2 protein-coding genes are annotated in these 1,671 nt (G+C 67.1%); both read left to right on the top strand.

Translation table 11 applies throughout. The annotated features are described in order from the left end of the window. A partial coding sequence (locus tag EN742_RS34250) for a cytochrome P450 (protein WP_148670496.1) occupies positions 1 to 847 on the top strand: 847 nt, incomplete at its 5' end. Further along, a partial coding sequence (locus EN742_RS34245) for an aldehyde dehydrogenase family protein (RefSeq protein ID WP_128333834.1) occupies positions 844 to 1,671 on the top strand: 828 nt, incomplete at its 3' end. The genes EN742_RS34250 and EN742_RS34245, both read left to right, overlap by 4 nt.

Raw genomic sequence — 1,671 nt, 5'->3', positions numbered from 1 at the left:
GATCGCCGAACGCGGTTCCGCCGAGCTGATGGCCGACTATTTCGAGCCGGTGTCGACGCTGAGCCTGGCGCGCTCGCTCGGCCTGATGGACATCGACATGCCGACCTTGCGGCGCTGGTTCTACGGTCTCGCCCAGGGCGCCATCAACTTCGAAAAGGACCCGAAGCGCCAGGAGATCGCCGACGCGATCGGCGCCGAGGTCAGCGATGCGGTGATGCCGACCTTGCAGCAGCTCGCGCGCGAGCCCGACGGCTCGGCGCTGTCGCATATGCTGCATGATGGCATGCCGGAGGGCAAAACCCGCGCGATCGATTTCCTGATGCCGACCATCAAGGTCATCCTGCTTGGCGGCATGCAGGAGCCCGGCCATGGCGCCGGCTCGATCCTTGCCGGCCTGCTCGCCCATCCAGAACAGCTGCGGCAAGTGCTCGACGATCTTGACACCTTCGTGCCGAAGGCCGTCGACGAGGGCCTGCGCTGGGTGGCGCCGATCGGCACCCAGACGCGCCAGACGACACGCGCGGTGGAGATCGGCGGAGCCGTGATCCCCGCCGGCACGCCGGTTGCGGCGCTGGTCTCCTCGGCCAGCCGCGACGAAAGCCGCTTCACCGATCCCGATCGTTTCGACATCCATCGCGACGAAGGCAACCACGCCGCCTTCGGCTTCGGCCATCATTTCTGTTCCGGCCGCTTTTTCGCGCGCGAGCAGATGTGCCTGGCGGTACGGTTGTTGCTCGAGCGCTTCCCCGACCTGAAACTGGTGCCCGGGAAGCAACCGGTGTTCCGCGGCTGGGAGTTCCGCGCGCCTACCACCCTCAATGTTGCCTTCGGAGGCGCTGCCCAATGATCAGCCAGAGCACCATCGACACGCTGCGCAAGACCGAGGTCGGCGCGCGCAACCTGTTCATCGATGGCGTCCAGACGGCAGCCGCGACCGGCGCCACCTTGTCGGTGATCTCGCCGATCGACGGCCGTCCCTTCGCCAGCATCGCCGACGGCAATGCCGCCGATGTCGATCGCGCGGTGCTCGCTGCCCGCAAGGCCTTCGAGAAAGGTTCCTGGTCGCGCGCGGTTCCCGCCTTTCGCAAGAAGGTGCTGACGAAGCTCGCCGAACTGGTCGAGAGGCACGCCGACGAACTCGCCGTGCTCGGCGTGCGCGACAACGGCACCGAGATCGGCATGGCCTACAAGGCCGAGCCGGTGTCGGCGGCCGGCACCATCCGCTACTACGCCGAGGCGATCGACAAGATCTATGGCGAGATCGCGCCGACTGCCGACAATGTGCTGGGCCTGATCCACAAGGAACCGCTCGGCGTCGTAGGCGTCATCGTGCCGTGGAATTTCCCGCTGATGATTGGCGCCTGGAAGATCGCGCCGGCGCTCGCCGCCGGCAACTCGATCGTCGTCAAGCCGCCGGAAATCGCCTCGCTGACGCTGCTGCGGCTGGCCGAGCTTGCTGCCGAGGCCGGGTTGCCGGAAGGCGTTTTCAACGTCGTCACCGGCCGCGGCGCGGTGGCCGGCGAGGCGCTCGGCCTGCACATGGATGTCGACGCCATTGCCTTCACCGGTTCCGGTCCGGTCGGCCGCCGCCTGCTCGACTATTCGGCGCGCTCCAATTTGAAGCGCGTCTTCCTCGAGCTCGGCGGCAAGTCGCCCAACATCGTCTTTGCC

This window comes from Mesorhizobium sp. M4A.F.Ca.ET.020.02.1.1 (genome assembly GCF_004022645.1).
Taxonomy (GTDB): Bacteria; Pseudomonadota; Alphaproteobacteria; order Rhizobiales; family Rhizobiaceae; genus Mesorhizobium.
The sequence above is the reverse complement of the archived record's forward strand: the minus strand, read 5'-3'. Positions and strand labels throughout refer to the sequence as shown.